12 protein-coding genes are annotated in these 13,854 nt (G+C 72.3%); 8 read left to right on the forward strand and 4 right to left on the reverse strand.

The annotated features are described in order from the left end of the window. Positions 1 to 230 precede the first annotated feature (230 nt). Positions 231 to 443, reverse strand: coding sequence for a hypothetical protein (locus WDV06_RS19895; protein ID WP_395511121.1), 213 nt, complete (start codon positions 441 to 443; stop codon positions 231 to 233). Positions 444 to 983: 540 nt separating this feature from the next. On the opposite strand from WDV06_RS19895, the gene WDV06_RS19900 reads away from it, so the two are divergent. The 3 genes from WDV06_RS19900 (at position 984) to WDV06_RS19910 (ending at position 4,541) form a co-directional block, all read left to right on the forward strand. Beyond that, the gene (locus WDV06_RS19900) at positions 984 to 2,210 is read left to right on the forward strand and encodes an NAD(P)/FAD-dependent oxidoreductase (RefSeq protein WP_395511122.1); all 1,227 of its coding nucleotides are present in this window, start codon (positions 984 to 986) and stop codon (positions 2,208 to 2,210) included. Between the two features lie 18 nt (positions 2,211 to 2,228). Then, a complete protein-coding gene (locus WDV06_RS19905) occupies positions 2,229 to 3,182 on the forward strand; it encodes a sigma-70 family RNA polymerase sigma factor (protein ID WP_395511123.1) in 954 nt (317 codons plus the stop codon). A 348-nt stretch (positions 3,183 to 3,530) separates the two neighbouring features. Further along, entirely contained in the window at positions 3,531 to 4,541 is a 1,011-nt protein-coding gene (locus WDV06_RS19910) for a hypothetical protein (protein ID WP_395511124.1), read from the forward strand. Between the two features lie 6 nt (positions 4,542 to 4,547). Here the strand turns inward: WDV06_RS19910 and WDV06_RS19915 are convergent, their stop codons facing one another. Next, a complete protein-coding gene (locus WDV06_RS19915; RefSeq protein ID WP_395511125.1) occupies positions 4,548 to 4,940 on the reverse strand; it encodes a winged helix-turn-helix transcriptional regulator in 393 nt (130 codons plus the stop codon). A gap of 100 nt (positions 4,941 to 5,040) precedes the next feature. On the opposite strand from WDV06_RS19915, the gene WDV06_RS19920 reads away from it, so the two are divergent. The 5 genes from WDV06_RS19920 (at position 5,041) to WDV06_RS19940 (ending at position 11,559) form a co-directional block, all read left to right on the forward strand. Next, entirely contained in the window at positions 5,041 to 5,448 is a 408-nt protein-coding gene (locus tag WDV06_RS19920) for a RidA family protein (RefSeq protein ID WP_395511126.1), read from the forward strand. A 75-nt stretch (positions 5,449 to 5,523) separates the two neighbouring features. Then, positions 5,524 to 5,979 (forward strand): three-helix bundle dimerization domain-containing protein, encoded by a 456-nt coding sequence (locus WDV06_RS19925; protein WP_395511127.1) that lies wholly within the window; start codon positions 5,524 to 5,526, stop codon positions 5,977 to 5,979. Continuing rightward, complete coding sequence (locus WDV06_RS19930) at positions 5,979 to 6,977, forward strand: polyphosphate kinase 2 family protein (RefSeq protein ID WP_395511128.1); 999 nt, start codon at positions 5,979 to 5,981, stop codon at positions 6,975 to 6,977. The genes WDV06_RS19925 and WDV06_RS19930 overlap by 1 nt, the downstream gene beginning before the upstream one ends. A gap of 65 nt (positions 6,978 to 7,042) precedes the next feature. After that, positions 7,043 to 9,763 (forward strand): cation-translocating P-type ATPase, encoded by a 2,721-nt coding sequence (locus tag WDV06_RS19935; RefSeq protein ID WP_395511129.1) that lies wholly within the window; start codon positions 7,043 to 7,045, stop codon positions 9,761 to 9,763. 23 nt (positions 9,764 to 9,786) lie between these two features. After that, the gene (locus WDV06_RS19940) at positions 9,787 to 11,559 is read left to right on the forward strand and encodes a SulP family inorganic anion transporter (RefSeq protein WP_395511130.1); all 1,773 of its coding nucleotides are present in this window, start codon (positions 9,787 to 9,789) and stop codon (positions 11,557 to 11,559) included. Positions 11,560 to 11,806: 247 nt separating this feature from the next. On the opposite strand, the gene WDV06_RS19945 is transcribed toward WDV06_RS19940, so the two are convergent. Together WDV06_RS19945 and WDV06_RS19950 are read right to left on the reverse strand one after the other, a co-directional pair. Beyond that, the gene (locus WDV06_RS19945) at positions 11,807 to 12,301 is read right to left on the reverse strand and encodes a DUF4232 domain-containing protein (RefSeq protein WP_395511131.1); all 495 of its coding nucleotides are present in this window, start codon (positions 12,299 to 12,301) and stop codon (positions 11,807 to 11,809) included. A gap of 431 nt (positions 12,302 to 12,732) precedes the next feature. Continuing rightward, a complete protein-coding gene (locus WDV06_RS19950; protein WP_395511132.1) occupies positions 12,733 to 13,725 on the reverse strand; it encodes a hypothetical protein in 993 nt (330 codons plus the stop codon). Positions 13,726 to 13,854 lie beyond the last annotated feature (129 nt).

Genomic DNA, 13,854 nt, shown 5'->3' on the forward strand with positions numbered 1-13,854 from the left:
GGGGGGGGGGGGGGGGGGGGGGGGGGGGGGGGGGGGGGGGGGGGGGGGGGGGGGGGGGGGGGGGGGGGGGGGGGGGGTGGGGGGGGGGGGGGGGGGGTGGGGGGGGGGGGGGGGGGGGGGGGGGGGGGGCCCCCCCGGGGGGGGGGGGGGGGGGGGGGGGGGGGGGGGGGGGGGGGGGGGCCCCCGCCGGGGGGGGGGCCCCCCCCCCGGCACGCGCAGCAGCGTCACGGTCACCGCCCCTGTACGTAGTAGTAGTAATACGCACTGCCGCGATCCGTGCCGAGTGCGGTGAGCGGGCTGGTGCGCTGGACCCTCGCACCGGACGGGTCATTGGCCAGAGGTGCCGCGTTGGAGGCGGCGAAGGCCGATCCTCCGCCGATGAGCGCGGCGATGGCGGAGACCGCGACCAGGAGCGACTTGCGCAGGGGGATCAGGGCAGCCATGGGGGGTTCCTTTCCGAGGGGCCGGGCGGCGGTTCCGCCTGGTCCGTGGCCTCCATTGCGCCCCGGGGAGGGGCCGGGGACACGTCACGAAGAACAGGGACGTGTCCCCGGCCGCCGCGTCTGGCACAATGACCCGCTCCTCCTGCGGCGGTGGTCGGCCGGGCGGGCGGGCATGACGTGCGGCTCCCGCGCTGGCCGAGGCGGGCACGCACACGTACTCCCTGCACACGCTGCTCGACACCACCTACGCCAACAGCGACGTCAACCGCACCCGCCACTGGAGCTCTCGGACCGCCGCGCGCGCCCTCCTCGCCCCGCCGGACCACGAGAGCCATCGGCAGGGCGCCGATCGCCGAACACCCCCGCCCCGGCCGGACCTCTCCTGCCGGGGCGGAAAGGGCCCGAGGCACTCCGCGATCCGGTACCTCGCCGCTTCCGCCGCACCACACTGTGGCTCACGTCACACCCCGTTCCTGTCAGGAAACCGCCGGCTGTCCCGCTCAAGTCACCGAGACCCCAGCGAACCGACAGGAGCGTCACATGAAGCACCGCGTCCTCGTCCTCGGTGCCGGATACGCCGGCACCTACGTGGCCGGGAACCTGGCCCGCCGGCTGTCCCCGGCGGACACCGAGATCCACGTGGTCAACGCCGAGCCGGACTTCGCCGAACGGCTGCGGCTCCACCAGGTCGCGGCCGGCCAGGAGTTCGAGGCCCAGAAGCTCGCCGACATCTTCGCCGGCACGGGGATACGGCTGCACCTGGCCCGTGTCACCGCCGTCGACCCCGAGCGCCAGGTCGTCGCCGTGGCCGGCGCCGACGGCGCCACCGAACTCGGCTACGACACCCTCCTCTACGCACTCGGCAGCCACGGCGAGGACCACGGCGTCCCCGGCGTGGCCGAGCACGCCTTCGACATCGCCGCCCGGACCTCGGCACTGCGGCTGCGCGAACGGCTGGACAGCCTGCCGGAAGGCGGGAACGTGCTGGTCGTCGGCGACGGGCTCACCGGCATCGAAAGCGCCACCGAGATCGCCGAGTCCCGGCCCGGCCTCTCGGTGACGCTGGTCGCCCGCGGCGAGCTGGGCGCCCGGCTCTCCGCCGCGGCCCGCCGCCACCTCCGTCTGGCCTGCGACCGGCTGGGCATCACCGTCCTGGAGCACACCACCGTCGAAGCCGTCGAGGCGACCCGGGCACGGTGCGCCGACGGGACCGCCCTGACCTCCGACGCCACCGTCTGGGCGGCGGGCTTCGCCGTCAGCCCGATCGCCGCCGCCGCCGGACTTGCGGTCACCGAGACCGGACGGATCCTCGTCGACCGCACCATGCGTTCCCTCTCGCACCCGAACGTCTACGCCGCCGGCGACAGCGTCCACGCGATCGGCGACAACGGCGCGCCCCTGCCGATGTCCTGCGCCACGGCCGGCTTCACCGGCATGCAGGCCATCAAGGCCATCATGGGACGCCTCACCGGCAGCAAGATCGGCCACGTCAAGCTGGACTACCTGGGCAACCACATCAGCCTCGGGCGTCGCGACGGCATCCTCCAGCCGGTCGACCGCCAAGGGCAGCCGAAACCGCGGCACTTGGGCGGCCGCAAGGCCGCGCGGATCAAGGAGGCCATCCTCAGGACGGCCCGGTGGACCAGCCGGCACCCCACCTTCCGCCTGCCCACGCGCAAGCGCCACCTGACCGCCGCGCCGCAGGCGCCGGCCACGCACGCGGCCCCGTACGCGCCGGACGCTCCCGCCGGCCGGGCGGTCGCGTAGCCGCCTGGGGTGATCCGCATGGACAGCGCCATCAGTGATCGCTTCGACACCAGCCGGTTCGAGGCCGGCCGCGACCGGCTGGCGTCGCTCGCGTACCGCATGCTCGGCTCGGCCTCCGACGCCGAGGACGCCGTACAGGACGCGTTCCTCCGCTGGCAGGCCGCCGACCGGGAACGGATCGGCGTACCGGAGGCATGGCTGACCAAGGTCGTCACCAACCTGTGCCTCGACCGGCTCCGCTCGGCACGGGCACGCCACGAGCGGGCCGTCGGCGCGTGGCTGCCCGAACCGCTCCTGGAAGGCGACCCGATGCTCGGCCCGGCCGACACCTTCGAGCAGCGCGAATCGGTGTCCTTGGCGGTACTGACCCTGATGGAGCGACTCTCACCCCTGGAGCGGGCCGCCTACGTCCTGCGCGAGGCCTTCTCCTACAGCCACGCCGAGATCGCCGGGATCCTCGGCATCACCGAGTCCGCGAGCCAGCAGCACGTCCACCGTGCCCGGACACGGATCGCCGCCGAGCGCCGCCGCGGCGGCGAGACCGACCGGGCGTCCGCGCGCCGGGTCGTCGAGGAGTTCCTCGCCGCCGCCGCGTCGGGACGCACCGAACGCCTGGTGGCGCTGCTCACCGACGACGTGACGGCGTTCTCGGACGGCGCCGGGCTGGCCAGGCGGCTGCTGCGGTACCACACGCCCGGGCAGGTCGCCTCCCACGTGCGGGCCGGCTTCAAGCCGACCCCGGCGAAGCGCCGACTGGCAGGCGGCACACCCGCGTTCCACTTCGCGCTGGTCAACGGCTCCCCGGCCGCCGTCGCCGTGGTCGGCGACCGGATCCTGGGCGTCATGGCGTTCGAGGTCCGCGACGGCAAGGTCGCCTCCTTGCGCGGCATCGCCGCGGCGTCCCGGCTCAGGCGCCTCGACGAAGCCTGGCGCCGGCACGAACCCGACGCACCGGCCATCGCCGCATGGTGACCGGCTTGCCCGGCAAAGAGCCCGCCGGCCGACCGGACGTGGTGCCGGTCCGCTCGGAGGCGGTGGCGGAAGCCCCTACGCCGGAAGTGTCTCGATGACTTCGAGGCACTCGCGTTCCGGCTTCCCCCGCGCGGGGGAAGCCGGATGATCCGTGCGGGGGATGTGATCGGCCGACGAGACGCGGAGTCTTGGGGGCGTCGGACATCTGGAGGCATGGGGGTTGTGGTGGCTGTACCTGCGTACTCTGAGGTGGGCGGCGGTCTCACGCCGCCGGCCGTTGCGCCGGGGTGGCGGCTGTGGTGGTGGCGGTGGCCCGTATGGGCGCCGAGGGCCGCAGCGGTGTGGGCGGTGTCCTACGCCGGGGTCGAGGGCGTCTGGGCGGTGACGGGCACCGCCGTGCAGTGGAAGGAGCACTCCACGTACGCGCCCTGGGTCCAGCTCCTCCTGGCGGCCCTCGCGCTCCTGGCCGGCGGTGCCTGCCTGGCCGGCACCCGGGACCTCGGCACGTCCGGCCGGGTCGCCGTGGCGACGGCGCTGATCACGGGGCTCGCGGTCTTCGTCGTGGGGATGAACGGGCTGCCGATCCACTTCGTGACGTTGGCGACGCTCTCGGCGGCCGAGAGTGCCACCGGGCTGGCCCAGGTGCTGCTGAACACGGCCGGCGCCGCCCTGCTGTTCCTCGTCTGGATCTCCTACCGCCGGCGGCTGCGCGGAGACTGTCCGCGGTGCGGGCGCCGGCACACCGGTGCGTCCGACGGCCCGCTCGTCCACCCGGCCGCGTCCCGAGCCCCGAGGCGGACCCGTGCAGTGGTGTACCTGTTCATCGTCGGACTCCTGCCGTGGGCGGGAGCCAAGACCATCTGGACCCTGGGCGGCAACGCGCTCGGCGTCGCGGGTGATGACTGGCAGAGGACGGCCGTGGCCGGCGCGTCGGGACCGTCCAAGGCGATCGCGTCGGCGGGCGTCGACGCGACCGTACTCGCCGCCCTGGTCGGAGTCTTCCTGCTGCTGGGCCTGTTGTACGGGTGGGGGCAGGCGTTCCCCCGCTGGACGCTGTTCCTGTCCGGACGGCGGGTCCCGCGCCTGCTGCCCTTGATTCCCGCCTGGCTGACCGGAATCCCCCTGGCGATGTACGGGGCCGTCCTCATCGTCATGGCCCCGCTCATGGCGGCCGGGGTGCTGCCCCCGGTCCAGCCCTCTCCGCCGTTCACCACCGGCTCGGGCATCACCTGGTTCGTCGAGTTCGGCGGGCTGGCATTCGGCGGCCTCGGCTTCGCCCTCATCGCGGCCGCGCGCTCCTACACCGCCCGCACCCGCCCCGTCTGCGCCGGCGCCCTCGCCACGGCGAAGTCCCCGTAGCCGGAGTCAATGGCTGTCGAAGCGGTGGCGGGCGGTTTCGAGGTCGGCGAGGTAGCGGTGGGTCCAGTCGCACATGCCGTCGACCACGGTGCGCAGGGCCTGGCCCGGCTCCGTGAGGGTGTACTCGACCCGTGGCGGCACGGTGGGGTGGACGGTGCGGTCGATCAGGCCGTTGCGCTCCAGCAGGCGCAGGTTCTGCGTGAGCATCTTGTGGCTGATGCCCTCGACCTCGTCACGCAGTTCGGTGAAGCGCAGGGTGCGGTCGCCCACCGCTTCGATGATCAGGAGCGCCCATTTGTTGGCGATGTCGGAGAAGATCTCGCGCGCCAGCGAGTCCGCCCGCGTGACGTCGGCCTCGTCCTTGGCCGTGCCCGAGCCCTTGAGCTGCTTGGTCACCATGAGGTTCCCCCGTCACCAAAAAGTGCGTTCTTCCAGTTCGGTGGCCACTCTCCTACGGTTCCTGAGTAACTGCAAGAGAGCACGAGGAGACTGGAAGAACATGGCCATCACCCTGGTGAACCCCGAGGGGCTGCCCACCGTCGACGCCTACCGGCAGGTCGCGGTCGCGTCGGGTTCGAGGACCGTCTTCATCGCCGGCCAGGTCGCGTGGGGCTCCGACGGGGCCACGGTCGGCGTCGGCGACCTGGCAGCTCAGGTGGAGCAGTGCTACGTCAACATCGCCACCGCCCTGGCCGCGGTCGGCGGGACCTTCGACGACGTGGCGAAACTGACCGTCTACGTCGCCGACTGGACCCCCGAGCAGATGCCACAGCTCATGGACGGGATCTCCCGGGCGGCCGAAAGGCTCGGCGTGGTGCCGGTGCCGCCCGCCACCCTGATCGGTGTGGCGGCGCTGGACGTTCCCGAGCACCTGGTCGAGATCGAGGCCACCGCGGTCCTCGACTGACGGCCCCGGACCGGTGGGAGGGCCGGCGGTGGCCCCCGCGGTCCCGGAGGGCGATCTTGTCCGGGTGAGCAGACAATGAGCGGCAAGGACCTACTCGTGGCGTGGCGAGATGGGCCGTTCTGCGGTCTGGAGGTCGTGGAACATGAGATCGGTACCGCCATGACGGTCGAGGAGCAAGTCCACAGGGCCGACGTCAGCCCTCCCTCCGAGGGCGGCGCGATCGAGTTTCGCGGGCCGGCGGAGCCGGCCGGCCCCGCGGCGCCGCAGCCGGGCGCCGCCCCACCCCCCTCGTACGAAGAATCGATGATCGTCCGGGACATCGTGGTGCGGCTGTGCGCGGCCTTCCCGTCGGTGGACGGGGCGATCGTCGAGACGACGGTGTGGCACGCGTACGACGCGTTCCGCGACGCCAGGATCAGGGCCTTCATCCCGATCCTGGTCGAACGGCGTTCCCGGAAGGCGCTCAGCGCCGCCTCGGAGCAGACGCAGACGCAGACGCAGATGTCGGAGCAGACGAAGGCGGATCGCTGATGTCCGACGAGAGAGCCGAACGCATCGCGGATTTCATCCGGCCGCTGCGGGTCGAGCCGGGATCCGAGGTGCGCCTTTCCCGGGACTTCGATCCCCGCTACAAGGCCGGTATGAGGAAACGGGAGGGCATCGAACTGCTGCGGAGCGGCGTGTCGTTGCTGGCGGAGTACCAGGAGCGGCTGGCCGCCCAGAACACGTACGGGGTGGTCCTCTGCCTCCAGGCGCTCGACGCCGGGGGCAAGGACGGGACCATCCGCCACGTGATGAGCGGCGTCAACCCCCAGGGCGTACGGGTCAGCAGCTTCAAGGTGCCCTCCGTGGAGGAGCTCGACCACGACTACCTCTGGCGTTACGCGCAGCGGCTGCCCTCCCGGGGTGAGATCGCCATCTTCAACCGCTCGCACTACGAGGAGGTCCTGGTCGTCCGGGTCCACCCCGGGATCCTCGACCGCCAGAACCTGCCGGCGGGCTCGTACGGGCCGGACCTGTGGGACCGGCGCTTCCGGGAGATCAACCACTGGGAGCGCTACCTCACGGACAACGGCTTCAAGGTGGTGAAGATCTTCCTCAACCTGTCCAAGGAAGAGCAGCGCATCCGCTTCCTGAAGCGGATCGACCTGCCGGAGAAGAACTGGAAGTTCTCCGCGGCCGACGTCCGTGAACGCCGCTACTGGGACGACTACCAGCGCGCGTTCTCCGCAATGCTGTCGGCCACGAGTACCAAGTGGGCGCCCTGGTACGTCGTGCCCGCGGACCGGAAGTGGTTCGCCCGGATCTGCGCGGCGGCGGTCCTCGCGCACACCCTGATGGACATCGATCCCCAGTTCCCCGACGTGGGCGAAGAGGCGCGCAAGGACCTGCTGGTGACCCGGCGGGCGCTGGAGAAGGAGGCGCCCGCCGGAGGCGAGGCCGACCCGTACGCCGCCGGGCACCCGGAGAAGAAGAAGGGGAGGAGCGGCAGGCACAAGAAGCGGAAGAAGGGCCGGAAGCACGGCTAGGGGGGCGAACGTCCCGCACCGGACCGGCCCGGACCCGTCCGCGGCCACGGATCGGAGGCAGCACGATGACCGTGCGGTCGGTTTCCCCGGGCGAGCAGCCCCAGGCTGGCGAGGACGCCTGGTACACGCGTGATCCCAAAGACGTCGCCGCGGCCTTCGGCGTCGATCCGGCGGCCGGGCTCTCCACGGCCCGGGCCGCCGAGCTCCTGGCCGCGAACGGCCCGAACGCGCTGCCGGCGGAGGAGCGCACGCCGACGTGGCTGCGGTTCCTCGGCCAGTACCGCAGCTACATGCAGCTGGTCCTGCTGGCCGCCGCGGCCGTCTCGCTGGTCATCCAGGAGTGGACCACCGCGATCCTGCTGATCGTGCTGACCCTGCTGAACGCGGTGATCGGCCTGCGCCAGGAAGGCAAGGCGGAGAGCGCGATGAACGCGCTCCAGTCGATGATGAAGGCCTCGGCGCGGGTGCGCAGGGACGGGACGGAGGCCGAGATCCCCGCCGACCGGCTCGTCGTCGGCGACATCGTGCTCATCACCGCAGGGGACCAGGTGGCGGCCGACGGGCGCATCATCGAGGCCAGCGCCCTGCAGATCGACGAGTCGGCCCTCACCGGCGAGAGCGTCCCGGCGGCGAAGGACACCGGCACCCTGCCGGGCGCCCTGCCCTCGCCCGGCGACCGCACCTGCATGGCGTTCATGAACACGCCGGTCACCCACGGCAGCGGGGTGCTCGTCGTCACCGCGACCGGCGCCGCCACCGAGGTCGGCAAGATCTCCGGGATGCTGTCGGCCACGGAGAAGGAGGTGCCGCCGCTCACCAAGGAGCTCGACACCCTGACGCTGTGGATCACGGGCGCGGCCGGCCTGACCATGATCGTGATGTTCGCCCTGGGGCGCCAGCGGGACCAGGCCTGGGACGCGCTGTTCGTCAGCGCGGTCTCCCTGGCCATCGCCGCCATCCCCGAGGCCCTGCCGACCGTCACCCAGGCGATCCTCTCGGTCGGCAGCCTCAACCTCGCCGAACGGAACGCCATCGTCAAGGAACTCCCGTCGGTCGAGACCCTCGCCTTCACCTCGGCGATCAACTCGGACAAGACCGGCACGCTGACGATGAACGAGGTCACCGTCGTCGAAGTGCTCAGTCCCACCGACCGCTACACCGTCTCGGGCACGGGCTACCGGCTGGACGGCAAGGTCCACCACACCGCGGGATCCTCGGCGGGCATCGAGGACGCGATCCTGCCCTATGTGGTGGCCAGCGACGCGAAACTGGTCGACGGCACGGTGGTCGGCGACCCCACCGAGGGCGCACTGCTGGTGCTCGCGCACAAGGCCGGCCTGGACATCGACGGCACGAGGGAGGCCTTCCCACGGCTCGCCACGCTGCCGTTCGACCCGACCTACAAGCTGATGGCCACCTTCCATGCGGCGGTCGACGCCTCCGGCCGCCAGGTCGTGCGCTGCTTCGTCAAGGGTGCGGCCCCGGCGGTGACGGCCCGGGCCGCCACCGCGCTCGCGGCGGGCGAGAGCATCCCGTGGGACGCGGATCTGGCCGAGCGCGCCGACGCCCAGACCCTGCGGATGGGCGGGGAGGGGCTCCGGGTGATGGCCGCGGCCACCCGTGAACTGGACCCGGAGGCCTTCGACCCGGACGGCGACCTGCTCGCGTACGTCACCGGGCTGCGGATGACCAGCCTCGTCGGCATGGTCGACCCGCCCCGCGAGGAGGCCAAGGCGGCCGTGGCCGGCGCCCAGGAGGGCCACATCCGCGTCCGCATGGTCACCGGCGACGACGTGGTCACCGGTGCGGCGATCGCCCGGCAGCTCGGCATCCCCGGCGAGGCGGTCCTCGGCGCTGATTTCGCCGCCATGAGCGAGGAGGAGCAGCTCGCCCGCATCGACGGCATCGGCGTCGTGGGGCGCGTCGCGCCGGAGCACAAGGTGCTGCTCGCCAACACGCTGAAGAAGAAGGGCGACGTGGTCGCGATGACCGGGGACGGCGTCAACGACGCGCCCGCCATCAAGGCCGCCGACATCGGGATCGCCATGGGCAGCGGCACGGACGTGGCGAAGAACGCCGGACGCATGATCCTCTCCGACGACAACTTCGCCACCATCGTCTACGCCGTCGAGCAGGGCCGCCGGATCTACGACAACCTCACCAAGTACATCCGGTTCGTCCTGCTCCTGCTGGTGACCTTCGTGGTGACCTTCCTCGGCGCCACGGTCTTCAACATCGCGGCCGGCGAACCCTTCACCCCGCCGCAGGTGCTGTGGATCCACTTCGTGGTCAACGCCTCCTTCGGCTTCGCGCTGGGCTTCGACCGGGAGAGCCCCGGTCTGATGCGCCGCAGGCCGCGGCCGCGCGGGGAGTCGGTGCTCAGCCGGCCCGTGCTGGTCACGGTCACACTGGCCGGGCTGGCGCTCACCGTCGTCCTGCTCGGGCTGATCAAGCTCGGCGAGGCCCGTTACGGCAGCACCGCGACCGGCCAGTCGATCGCGTTCACCGCGTTCGCCCTCTGCCTGATCGTGGCGGCGTTCGAGTGCCGCAGCGAGACGGATTCGGTGCTGACGACCAGCACCTTCGACAGCAAGCAGATGAACTGGGTGGCACTGGCCCAGTTCGTCCTCGCGGTGCTGGTGACCCAGATGGACGGCTTCCGCCGGCTCCTCGGGACGACCGCGATCGACGCACGGCAGTTCGGCTGGGCGCTGCTGTCCGCCGTCGTGCTCCTCCTCCTGTGGGAGCTGGGCAAGCTCGTGGCCCGTCGGTCGCGACGCACCTGATGGGGGAGGGGGAAGGAGGGCCGGTGACCACCCGGCACGAGGACCGCGGGCTCCGCTCCCGGCTGCGGAACGTTCCCGGGGTCCGCGCGGCGTCGTCCTACCGCCGGGAGTGGCTGGTCAAGGACCTGCTGGCGGGTGTCGTCCTGACCACGCTGCTGGTGCCGCAGGGCATGGCGTACGCCGAACTGGCGGGCCTGCCGGCCATCACCGGCCTCTACACGACGATCCTCTGCCTCCTCGCCTACGCGGTCTTCGGGCCCTCGCGGATCCTCGTGCTGGGCCCCGACTCCTCCCTGGGGCCGATGATCGCCGCGACCGTGCTGCCGCTGGTGGCGGCCGGCGGGGACCCAGCGCGGGCCGTCGCGCTGGGATCGATGCTCGCGATCATGGTGGCGGCCATCATGATCCTGGCCTCGGTCGCCAAGCTCGGCTTCATCGCCGACCTGATCTCGAAACCGACGATGATCGGCTACATGAACGGCCTGGCCCTGACCATCCTGATCGGCCAGCTGCCCAAGCTGCTCGGCTTCAAGGTCGAGGCGGACAGCCTGATCGGCGAAGCCGTCGGTTTCGTACGGGGCCTCGCCGCGGGCGAGGCGGTACCGGCCGCCGCCGCGGTCGGCTGCGGCGGCATCGCCCTGATCCTGCTCCTCCAGCGCTTCCTGCCGAAGGTTCCCGCGGTGCTCGTGATGGTGGTCCTGGCGATCGCCGTGACCACGGCCCTCGACCTGGGTGAGCACGGCGTCGGCCTGGTCGGCGCACTGCCGGAGGGCTTCCCGCCGTTCACCCTCCCCGGCATACGGCTCTCCGACGTCGGGCCGCTGCTCGGCGGCGCCGTGGGCATCGCCCTGGTGTCCCTGGCCGACACGATCTCCAACGCGTCCGCATTCGCGGCCCGCACCGGGCAGGAGGTCCGCGGCAACCAGGAGATGGCGGGCGTCGGTGCGGCCAACCTGGCGGCCGGTCTCTTCCAGGGCTTCCCGGTCAGCACCAGCGGATCGCGTACGGCGGTGGCCGAGCGCGCGGGAGCCAGGAGCCAGCTCACCGGGGTCGTCGGAGCGCTGCTCATCGCCCTCATGCTCGTGCTGGCGCCGGGGCTGTTCCGCAATCTGCCGCAGCCGGCCCTCGCCGCGGTGGTCATCACCGCGTCCCTGTCGCTGGCCGACATTCCGGGCGCGGTCCGGCTGTGGCGGCAGCGCCGGGCGGACTTCCTGCTGTGCGTCGCGGCCTTCCTCGGCGTGGCCCTGCTCGGGGTGCTGACCGGGATCGCGGTCGCCGTGGCCCTCTCCGTCCTGAACGTCTTCCGGCGCGTGTGGTGGCCGTACCACACCCTGCTGGGGCGCGTGGAGGGCCTGGAGGGCTACCACGACCTGCGCTCCTACCCGCGGGCCGGACAGCTGCCGGGCCTGGTGATCTACCGGTTCGACGCACCGCTGATCTTCGCCAACGCCAAGACCTTCCGCGACGAGGTCGCGAGGCTGGCCGCCGCGGACCCCAAGCCGAGCTGGATCGTGGTCGCGGCGGAGCCCATGACCGACGTGGACACCACCGCCGCCGACGTGCTGGAGGACCTCGACGAGGCGCTCAACGCTGACGGCGTGCACCTCGTGTTCGCCGAGCTGAAGGACCCCGTCCGCCGCAAGATCGAACGCTACGGCCTCACCCGCACCATCGACCCCGGCCACTTCTTCCCCACCGTGGAGGTCGCCGTCGACACCTTCCGCCACCGCACCGGAGCCCAGTGGGCCCCCCACCCACCCCCCGAACTACCCGAGCCCCCCTCCGGGGAACAGTGAAGGCCGGGGCCCGCCAGCGCCACGGCCACCCGGTCGGCCGATCTGCCCAGCGCGGCAGCGCGGCATCGGCGGGACTCTGGCCGAACTGTCTCGGCGCAAAGACCCCAGCGGGATCTACGCCGCAGGGTGTTCAACCATCTGACGGCGTATCCGACGCCGAAGCTCCCGCAGTGCGCCGACCCGACCGGTACCCGGTGAGGGCGGCCCAACGCCGATCCGCACACGAACGGCTCAAGGGACTCGCCGGTCATTCAGAGGCCTGCACCGGGCTTATCTCGAAGGCTCCGCATACCCGCAGGTGGTAGGGAATCTCCTCGGCCTGGAAACTGTTCGGCGGATACACCTTGACGTACGCCGAGGTCGGCCGGCAGCTCGCCACGCCAGGGCTGTTGGTGCGCAGAACGGCGGTCACGGTCTCACTCGGGACCACGGACACCGTCTCCACCGCCTCACCGGTCCGGATCGCCGAGGTGCCGATCTGGCGGTGCCGTGCGTCCACGACACTGACGCCCGGGTATCCGCGCAGGGCGCAGGTGTGGCTCGTAGTGTTGGTGAACAGGATCGGGTAGTAGAGAGACCCCGCGGCGCCGTCGGCGTCGCCGACGGCCAGGTCCAGGTCGGCCACATGACAGGTCGGGGTCATTGGCAGGGCCGACGCCTGGACTGCGCCGACCAAGGTGCCGGTGGTTGCCAGGAGGGCCGCGGAAGCGACGGTCGCGGCCCGGGTCAGGATGTTGCTCATGACACCAACTCCCGTGTCAGCAGGGGGATACGCGGCTTCGGCGCGACGATGCCCATCCACTGACAGTCAAGGGACCCGGGGGGCGGTATCCGACTCCGTGCAGCGCGGGCCGACCGGGAAACGAACGTGCCCGGCACCCTCGCCGAGCTTCGACCTGCCGGCGCGCTCTCGCAGCTGAGCAACGCGTGCCCGATGACACCATCCTACCGGCCCGGCACCCCTCCGGCCTTCCGGCACCGCCTCTGCACACTGCCCCACCCGGAACGAGTCGACCTCGTCAAGGCTGGTTGAACGCGGCCGGATCTTCGTCACGGGGCCGTGGACAGCCGCGACGGCATGGATGCGCCGTGCCGCGCGGTCGCGGCCGTTCGCACCTTCGGGCCGGTCTGCCGGCGTCTTCTTGGCCCGGGTGCACCGTGCCCACGGGGTGCTCAGCGGCCGAGAGCGCTGCGGAGGGTCAGGCCGTGGTCTCGGTCCAGTCGGCGCAGTTCCCACCAGGACAGTGCCGTCACGGTGACGGGGGCGCCCAGGACGAAGACCGTCCGCACCGCTGCCGGAACGTCGGGGTAGGCTCCGGTGACCACGTCCAGCAGGGCTGTCTCCCAGACCAGGACGCAGGCGAGGAGCGGGGGCAGCACCTCGTGGATGTCGGCGGTGCGGAAGACGTGGACGAGGGAGAGGCCGATCCCGTACAGCGCGAAGCCGAGCGACCAGAGGCAGAGCACGCCGAGGACGATCTTCCCGGGCAGTCCGACGGCCTCGCGGACCCCCGCGAGTTCCGGAGCCATGGCCAGCGGGAAGGTGGCCATGGACGCCATGACGGCCAGGACCGCGCCGAGCGGGCGCAGGGTCCGGCGGAGGTAGACCCGGCGCAGCGGCCCGCGGGCGGCGGTCACGAAGGCCCCCACGACCAGGGGGAAGGTGCACACGAGTACCAGGACGCTGGTCCAGCTCTGGTCCAGGCGGTCGTCCGCGGCGGCCTTGACGGCGGCGGCGCCCACGACCGCCTTGTAGGTGAGCGTCAGCCCCAGCCAGGCCGCCAGTCCCAGCCCGGTACGCCACAGCTGCAGCCTGCGGACCCCGGGGTCGTGCACGATCCCGGCCCGGGAGGGGCGGAAGGTCTGCTGGGCGGCGTGGAAGGGGTTGAGGACGGCGCGCAGGATCCGGCGGCCGCGCGAGGGCGGGACGTGCAGGGGTCCGGCCGGCGGGAGCGGGGCCAGGTGCCCGGGGTACGGGGCATGGGGGCCGTGTGGGGGGATCGGCTGGGTGTAGGGGTTGGCCTGCGGCGGGACGGGCTGTGCGTAGGGGTTGCCCTGCGGCGGGTACGGCCGGCTCTGCGGCGGCGGAGCGCCCTGCTCGGGCCATCCGGTCGGCGGCCGTCCGCCTTCCGGGCCCCCGTATCCGCGACCGTGGTAGCCGCTCATCCTGTGCCCCCGTCCCGCCCGTGATGCCCTGCCGTCGTCAGGCATGGTACGGCGGCGGGCGCCACTCCCGGCACGTGACGAGAGGGTGAGAGAGGACTCTGTACGGGGGGTACGCGCATCGGAGTGAAG

The sequence above is a fragment of the Streptomyces racemochromogenes genome (assembly GCF_044129415.1).
GTDB lineage: Bacteria > Actinomycetota > Actinomycetes > Streptomycetales > Streptomycetaceae > Streptomyces > Streptomyces racemochromogenes_A.

Coding starts and splice junctions, on each gene's coding strand:
- WDV06_RS19895 (WP_395511121.1), bottom strand. CDS start 443: ATGGCTGCCCTGATCCCCCTGCGCAAGTCGCTCCTGGTCGCGGTCTCC.
- WDV06_RS19900 (WP_395511122.1), top strand. CDS start 984: ATGAAGCACCGCGTCCTCGTCCTCGGTGCCGGATACGCCGGCACCTAC.
- WDV06_RS19905 (WP_395511123.1), top strand. CDS start 2,229: ATGGACAGCGCCATCAGTGATCGCTTCGACACCAGCCGGTTCGAGGCC.
- WDV06_RS19915 (WP_395511125.1), bottom strand. CDS start 4,940: ATGGTGACCAAGCAGCTCAAGGGCTCGGGCACGGCCAAGGACGAGGCC.
- WDV06_RS19920 (WP_395511126.1), top strand. CDS start 5,041: ATGGCCATCACCCTGGTGAACCCCGAGGGGCTGCCCACCGTCGACGCC.
- WDV06_RS19925 (WP_395511127.1), top strand. CDS start 5,524: ATGAGCGGCAAGGACCTACTCGTGGCGTGGCGAGATGGGCCGTTCTGC.
- WDV06_RS19930 (WP_395511128.1), top strand. CDS start 5,979: ATGTCCGACGAGAGAGCCGAACGCATCGCGGATTTCATCCGGCCGCTG.
- WDV06_RS19935 (WP_395511129.1), top strand. CDS start 7,043: ATGACCGTGCGGTCGGTTTCCCCGGGCGAGCAGCCCCAGGCTGGCGAG.
- WDV06_RS19945 (WP_395511131.1), bottom strand. CDS start 12,301: ATGAGCAACATCCTGACCCGGGCCGCGACCGTCGCTTCCGCGGCCCTC.
- WDV06_RS19950 (WP_395511132.1), bottom strand. CDS start 13,725: ATGAGCGGCTACCACGGTCGCGGATACGGGGGCCCGGAAGGCGGACGG.